Source organism: Chryseobacterium sp. WG14 (assembly GCF_024586945.1).
In the GTDB taxonomy this organism is placed as follows: domain Bacteria; phylum Bacteroidota; class Bacteroidia; order Flavobacteriales; family Weeksellaceae; genus Chryseobacterium.
On sequence record NZ_JALCZD010000008.1, the window covers coordinates 209,752 to 217,518 of the forward strand.

General features: G+C 34.1%; 8 protein-coding genes. All 8 read left to right on the forward strand.

Features of this window, described 5'->3' with window-relative positions; genetic code table 11:
• Nucleotides 1–38 precede the first annotated feature (38 nt).
• Nucleotides 39–929 (forward strand): porin family protein, encoded by an 891-nt coding sequence (locus tag MP478_RS14965; protein ID WP_257189749.1) that lies wholly within the window; start codon nt 39–41, stop codon nt 927–929.
• Nucleotides 930–934: 5 nt separating this feature from the next.
• Nucleotides 935–1,684, forward strand: a complete 750-nt coding sequence (locus tag MP478_RS14970; protein ID WP_230032382.1) for an isoprenyl transferase — start codon at nt 935–937, stop codon at nt 1,682–1,684.
• Nucleotides 1,685–1,712: 28 nt separating this feature from the next.
• Complete coding sequence (locus tag MP478_RS14975) at nt 1,713–4,256, forward strand: outer membrane protein assembly factor (RefSeq protein ID WP_257189750.1); 2,544 nt, start codon at nt 1,713–1,715, stop codon at nt 4,254–4,256.
• Between the two features lie 8 nt (nt 4,257–4,264).
• Nucleotides 4,265–4,819 (forward strand): OmpH family outer membrane protein, encoded by a 555-nt coding sequence (locus tag MP478_RS14980; protein ID WP_230032380.1) that lies wholly within the window; start codon nt 4,265–4,267, stop codon nt 4,817–4,819.
• Between the two features lie 66 nt (nt 4,820–4,885).
• Complete coding sequence (locus MP478_RS14985) at nt 4,886–5,389, forward strand: OmpH family outer membrane protein (RefSeq protein WP_230032378.1); 504 nt, start codon at nt 4,886–4,888, stop codon at nt 5,387–5,389.
• Nucleotides 5,390–5,459: 70 nt separating this feature from the next.
• Nucleotides 5,460–5,945: a thioesterase family protein gene (locus MP478_RS14990; RefSeq protein WP_084087138.1), complete on the forward strand. Its 486-nt coding sequence runs from the start codon at nt 5,460–5,462 to the stop codon at nt 5,943–5,945.
• A gap of 41 nt (nt 5,946–5,986) precedes the next feature.
• The gene (gene rfbD, locus MP478_RS14995) at nt 5,987–6,850 is read left to right on the forward strand and encodes a dTDP-4-dehydrorhamnose reductase (protein ID WP_257200884.1); all 864 of its coding nucleotides are present in this window, start codon (nt 5,987–5,989) and stop codon (nt 6,848–6,850) included.
• 11 nt (nt 6,851–6,861) lie between these two features.
• Nucleotides 6,862–7,548 (forward strand): hypothetical protein, encoded by a 687-nt coding sequence (locus MP478_RS15000; RefSeq protein WP_230032374.1) that lies wholly within the window; start codon nt 6,862–6,864, stop codon nt 7,546–7,548.
• The last annotated feature ends 219 nt before the right edge of the window (nt 7,549–7,767 follow it).

Below are 7,767 nucleotides of genomic sequence, written 5' to 3' on the forward strand. Positions count from 1 at the left end.
AATTAAATTTTAAAATAACCATAAATCCATATTCTTTTATGAATAAAAAATTATTGTTTAGCTTCCTTGCTCTCCTTGGAGTAGTAAGTGTTAAGGCACAAAGAAACGAATTGGGAGTTCGTCTAGGTATGAGTAACCTAGTGGGAGATGTAGGAAGTACGAATTATATTTTACAAAAGCCGTTGGATTTAAATAAAGTTTCAGATTGGGGATTCCCATTTTATGGAGGATTATTATATAGATTTAATTTTAATCCGCACCAGACTGTTAGATTGGATTTAGGGTATAACCAGATTCAGTTTAGCGACAAGGTTGCGAAAGAAGAATACAGAAAAAATAGAAACTCATTTGGAAAGAATAATGTGTATGAAGCAAGCTTAATGTTTGAATACAACTTTTTTCCAATAAATAACGAGCAGATAAGCATGGTAAGTCCATATATTTTCGGAGGTATCGGAGCTTTAATGTTTGATGCTCCCAAGGCTACTCTTATAAATGATTTCAGAAGAGATGCTGATGGGGTAGCACAAGCGCCTATCAATGAATTGGACTTTAAAACTTCCACCGAGTATTCATTAGGAAAAAAAGTGACAATGCATATTCCTTTTGGTGTTGGTTTGAAATATAAATTTAACCATTCATGGGCTATATTTGCAGAAGCAACATTTAGATATACATTGACAGACCAGCTGGATCACAGCAAAGTTCTGCCTAAAGATATCAAAGCTTCTTATAATGCAGATATTTTAGACCCTACCACCGGAGGTTCATTATTGCAGTCAGGAAACTATTATGCTGTTGCTAAAGAAAGAGAAGAGGAGTTTATTAAAAAAAGAAATATTGGAGATGATAAATCTAATGATTGGATGAATACTTTCAGTTTAGGACTGACGTTTTCATTCGGAAGACCTCCATGTTATTGTGAGTAATTAATATGTCGTTGATTAAAGATAAAATAAATTCTGAGAATTTACCGAAACACGTGGCTATCATTATGGATGGCAATGGAAGATGGGCAAAATCTCGTGGTGAAGAAAGAACTTTCGGCCACAAAAATGCCATTAATGCTGTAAGAAATGCCATTAATGCATGTAATGAGATCAATATTCCCTATTTAACTCTTTATACGTTCTCTTCAGAAAACTGGAGCCGTCCTACTGAAGAAGTAAATAGCCTTATGAATCTATTGGTAGAGACTCTACTGCTTGAGGCAGAAGAGATCTTCAGTAAAGGATTAAGGATGCATGTTATAGGGAATATAGAGAAACTGCCTCCATTAGTAAGAGAACAATTGCTGCGTGTGGTAGAACTTACAAAAGAAAACACAAAAGGAAACTTAGTATTGGCTATAAGCTATGGCTCACAAAACGAAATTTTGAATGCCATAAAAAATATAAGTTCTGATGTAAAAGAAGGAAAAATAGAGGTAGAGAATATTGATGAAAATTTATTCGAAAACTATCTGTATACAAAAGACTTTCCTCCTGTAGATTTGCTGATAAGAACCAGTGGAGAAATAAGAATAAGTAATTTTCTTCTTTGGCAGATTGCCTATGCAGAATTACAATTTTTAAATGTTCTATGGCCGGATTTTACCAAAGATATCTTCTTTCAGTGTATTGTAGATTACCAAAACAAAGAAAGAAGATACGGATTAACCGGTGAGCAACTAACAGGCCAATAAAATTTTAAGAAAAGAAAGACTCGATAAAATGAAGTTTAGACTATTACCCATCATTATGTTTGCTGCTTCTGCGCATTTTTATGGACAAGTAACTCCACAGGATAGCACAAAAGTAAACAATGCTGTGCATGCAGAAAGTGAAGTAGGTACTTATACACTTAAAGACATTGTTGTAGATGGGGTAAAAAAATATACACCAGCTCAAATCTTACGATTTACAGGATTATCCAAAGGAGAAAGTGTAGACATTCCAGGACAAAAAATCAGCAATGCTGTTAAAAAGCTATGGGATACACAATCTTTTTCCGAAGTGGAAGTTTATGTTCAAAGTATTGAAGGGCAAACTGTAATTCTTAGATTCTATCTGGAAGACCTTAAAGAACTTGGAGAAGTAAAATTCAAAGGGAAAGGAATAGGTAAATCTAAAAGTGAAAAACTTGCTAAAGATAACAATCTGAAGCCGGGAACAAAGATTACTCAGAACTTAATCTCAAGCCTTAAGACAAACATTCCGAAAGACTACATTAAAAAAGGTTTTGCTGATGCTAAAATCAATATTGAAGATAAAGTTAATGCAGGAGATCCTGCGTTAGTAGACTGGACGATCAATGTGGATAAAGGTAAGAGAATAAAAATTGACCATATTGAATTTGAAGGCAACGAAAGTATTACAGACAGTAAACTTAGAAATAAAGCCTTCAAAGAAACAAAACAAAAACGTTTTGGTATCGGTGGAATTTTGAAATCTTCAAAATTCATCGAAGATAAATACCAGGAAGACAAACGTGGACTGATCAATTATTATAACTCCTTAGGATACAGAGATGCGAAAATTGTTTCAGATTCTGTATGGAGAAATAAGAGAAATAATTACGAAATCAATGTAAAGTTGAATGAAGGTAAAAAGTATTATATCGGGGATGTTACATTCACCGGAAATACCGTATACCCTACAGATTACTTACAGAGATTATTAGGATATAAGAAGGGAGATATTTACGATGCCGTAGGATTCAACAAAAAAGTTGGAGAAGATGGTGGTAAAGAAGATGATTCAGATATTAAATCTGTATACATGAATAATGGGTACCTTTTTTCCAATGTAACACCAATAGAAAAGTCCGTAACAGGAAATGCCGTTAATCTTGAAATAAGAATTAATGAAGGAGAACAGGCGACATGGAATAAAGTAACATGGCAAGGAAATACGACAACCCATGACCACGTTATCCTAAGAGCTTTAAGAACAAGACCTGGAGATCTTTTCAAAAAGACAGAAATTAAAAGAACTTATTTTGATCTTGCCGGGATGTCTTTCTTTGATCCACAACAGATCGGACAGGACATTCAGCCAAATCAGATAGATAATACAGTAGATGTTAACTGGAAGCTTGTAGAAAAAGGATCTTCTCAGGTTCAGCTGCAGGCCGGATATGGGGGCAACAGCTTTATCGGTACTTTAGGACTGACGTTTAATAACTTCTCTCTAAAGAATTTCCTTAAATTTAAAGACTTTAAACCAGTACCTCAGGGGGACGGACAGACATTATCTATCCAAATGCAGGCAGGGCAGTATTTCCAAAACTATGGTATTTCATTTACTGAACCATGGTTATTCGGAACAAGACCAACTGCACTTTCTGTAAGTTTAAATAACTCAAGAGTAAAATATAGTGATGCTGTTGGAGGCTCACAGAAATTAAATATCTTCTCGGCAACTGTCGGATTAAACAGATATTTGAACTGGCCTGATGATTACTTCTCATTGTATACAGGTATTCAGTTCCAAAAGTATAACTTCAGTAATTATCCTTTCCAGTTTGGAGATACTACAGAATATTATGGAGATGCTAATAACTTTAGTATCAATGTAGGTTTGAGCAGAAATTCAGCGGGTATTGACCCTATTTTCCCTACAATGGGTTCTAATATCGAGCTTTCTGCAAAACTGACCCCTCCATATTCATTGTTTGGTAATAAAGATTATTCTACAATGGCTGCTATCGATAAATATAAGTGGATGGAATTCTATAAAATTAAATTCAAGGCAGATGTATATAATGAAATTGCCGGGAAGTTGGTTTTAAGGTCTTCTGCTGAAATGGGTTTCATGGATGGCTACAACAGTAATTTAGGAGCTCCGCCATTTGAAAGATTTTATATGGGAGGAACCGGTCTTTTCGGAGGTAGATATGACGGTAGAGAATTAATCCCTTTAAGAGGATATGAAAATGCCTCTACCTATGGAGGAGATGCTTCTCAGGGAGATATTACTCCAAAAGGAGGCGGAACCATCTATAACAGATTTACCTTAGAGCTAAGATATCCGATTTCAATGAATCAGACAGCTAAGATTTACGCATTGACGTTTGCTGAAGGAGGTAATGTCTGGAATTCTTGGGGAAATTATAACCCTTTCCAGCTGAAGAGATCAGTAGGAATAGGGGTAAGGGTTTATATGGGAGCATTTGGATTAATTGGATTTGACTTCGCTTATGGATTTGATAAGACAATTTCCGGAACAGAACCATCAGGATGGAAGACTCACTTCTTGATGAACCAATCATTATAATTATAGATATGAAAAACTTTAAAGTAACTTTCACATTCGTATTGCTTTTATTGTTCGGGTTTAATAATGCCCAGAAAATAGGAGTGGTGGATACTGATTATATTTTAAATAAATTACCTCAGTATAAAGAAGCCGAAGCAAGATTAAACTCACAGATCGATACTTGGCAGTCAGAACTTCAGAATCTGCAATCAGAGTATGAAAGAAAGAAATCTGCATTTGAAAGTGAAAAAGTATTATTGATAGGAGATCAGTTAAAGCTAAGAGAAAAAGAAGTAGTAGATCTTGATAAGAATGTTAAAACAACTACCAGTCTTCGTTTTGGAGCCAATGGTGAAATTACAAAACTGAGAACAAATCTTGTTTTACCGTTTCAGGATCAGATATGGAATGCCATTAAAACAATGTCTGAGAAAAATGGTTTGGGCATAGTTCTTGATAAAAGCAATAACATTAGTGTTATTTTTCTCCAGAAAAAATATGATTTTACAGACAAGGTCTTAGACATTTTGTTGAAAGGTACAGATAAGAAAGAAAAATCGAATAGCAAAAATAAAAAGTAATTATCAAATTAACTTTTGCTTAAATTTAAAGTCTAAAAACAAATTAAATTATTTATTATACCAGTTATGAAAAAATTAAGTGTATTATTTGCAGCAGTAATGATGGTTGTATCGGTAGGTATGGCAAAAGCTCAAAAAATTGCTACTTTAGATGTGATGGGAGTTCTTAATGCAATGCCTGAAAAGAAAAAAGCAGATGCTGATATCAAAACATTCTTAGATACTAAACAAGCTGAGATTAAGAAAAAAGCTGATGCAGGACAGGTAAAACTAAAGCAGTATACTGAAGAAGCGCCTAAGAAAACTGCAGAAGAAAACAAAGCTAGAGAAGGTGAATTACAAAAAATTCAGGAAGAAATAGCTCAAATGCAGGACAAAGCTCAAAAAGATCTACAGGCAAAACAAGATGTTGCTTTCGCACCTATTGAGAAAAAACTAAACGATGCAGTAGAAAAAGTAGCTAAAGCTAGTGGATATGATTATATCATGGATGCAAATTCGGCAGCATTTGTTTACAAAGCAGGACCAGATGCTACTGCAGCTGTAAAGAAAGAATTGGGAATTCAATAATTTCTGCGAATTAACAAAGATTTATAAAACTAACCGCCTCTTTTAGAGGTGGTTTTTTTATTTTTGCGGAATGGAAAAAGAAGTATCAACCACGGTTAAAGTTAGATTTAGTGATTGTGACCCGATCGGACATTTGAATAATGTAAAATATCTGGACTATATGTTCAATGCAAGAGAGGATCATGTAGAAACATTTTATGGATTTACCTATGAGGAATATACTAAACAGACTGGCTGTACTTGGATCGCAATTCAAAATGAAATTGCCTATTTAAAAGAAGTAAGATACAATACCCAGGTCGTAATAAGCAGTAAAACAATAGAAATACAGGATAGGACAGCCAAGGTAGAAATTCTGATGAAAAGCTTGGACGAAAAGACTGTTCATGCAGTGCTTTGGGTAACGGTTATTTATTTCAATATTAAAACCAGAAAGTCGGAAATTCATCCTGAAGATATCAAAGAGACATTCCATAAGTTTTATGTAGATTTAGAACAGAAAGACTTTCAGCCAAGAGTTAAATTCCTGAGATCTCAAAACGCAAGAAACTCTTAAAGTTGAAAGCCAATCTTTATCAATTTAAAATAATAATATAAATGAAGAAAATACTAGTAATAGGAAGCAATGGACAGTTAGGAAACTGCATTAGAAAAATTGCTCCCGATTTTGAAAATACATATGAATTCTTATTTACAGATTCAAAAACCTTAGATATTACAAACGAAGAGCAGGTTAATGACTTTTTTTACGATAACAAGCCAGATTATTGCATCAACGCTTCAGCTTATACAGCTGTAGACCTGGCAGAAAAAGAGAAAGAAAAAGCATTTGCCGTAAATGCTGAAGGAGTTGCCCATCTTGCTCAGGCTTGTACAGACTATAAAAGTATCCTAATTCATGTCTCTACAGACTATGTCTTTGATGGAGATACAAACCTTGCCTATTCAGAAGATGATTTTACAAGTCCTATAGGAGTATATGGACAATCAAAAAGAAAAGGAGAAGAGCTTGCTTTGGAAATTAATCCCCAAACTATTATTTTAAGAACGTCATGGTTGTATTCTGAGTTTAATAAAAACTTTGTTAAGACTATGCTGAATCTATTCTCTCAAAAAGAAGAGCTGGGAATAGTTGCCGATCAGTTCGGGCAGCCAACCAATGCCAATGATCTTGCTGAAGCAATAATGAGCATTATTGAATCTCCGGTAAAAACGTTTGGTATTTTCCACTTTTCAAACTATCCGGAAACAACATGGTTTGAATTTGCTAAAAAAATTGCTGAGTTTTCAAAATCGTCAGTAAAACTAAATCCTCTGACAACAGAGCAATATCCAACCCCGGCAAAACGACCGGTCAGAAGTACCATGTCATTAGATAAAATAGAAGAGATCTACAATATAGAAGCTAAACATTGGGAAAATAGCCTGGAAGAATGTGTAAGCATACTTTCACAACAATAATTATACAGCATATGAAAAATTTAGCAATCGTCTTTTCAGTATTATGCTTCCAGTTTTGGAATGCACAAAATGTTTACCTGATTAAAGTAGAAAAAACAAATGATAACCAGGATAAATTTCTATACAGGAAAGATGATACCATATCAGAAACAATTTATCTGGGAGAAATAGAAGTTCAGGGATTTTCAAAAGATGACGCTGGAATTTTTTCATTAGTATATAAAAAAGCAAAAGAAATCGGAGCCAATACATTTGCACTAAAACCATTTGAAAATGTCGATGGAACTCCCCAGCCCTTTAATGTAGCAAACTATAAAATCGGACTCTATTATACACCCAAAGAAAAATTAGTAGGAAAGGACGGTATGGTATATGTATTTGCCTCTTCAGAAAAAGCACAGAAAATAAGCGTTAATCAGAAAGACTATACCTTACAGCCCCGAACATTTATAAAAGTAAAAATTGTTCCCGGAGAAATCTATACTGTTTCAACAAAAAAACTTTTAGGCTCTACTATAAAAGTTCAGCCAAAAGATAATAAGGATAATATGTATTTTCAGATTTCATCTTTGAAAGTTAAATCAGATACTTCCGGAAATGGTGGCTTGAATCTTAAATCCGGAGATGTTCATGGTTTGGAGAAATCCTATGCCGAGTTTCTGAGCCTTATCTATAAAGATGATACACCATTAAAATAAGGATATCCTATTTTATTCCTGTTTCTAAATACCAGATGCCCAAAATTTATATTTTGTTTAAAATTTTTTCACCTTACGTTCCAGCGTGTTAAGATAAAAAATGAACGGAATATGAATTTATTGTTACATAAACTTGTTTGGTATAGGTAAGTTGGCTTACCTTTGCCGCACTGAAAAACGAAAGAAGATCAGTAAGCGCAGAAGGGCTTTTAGATAAGC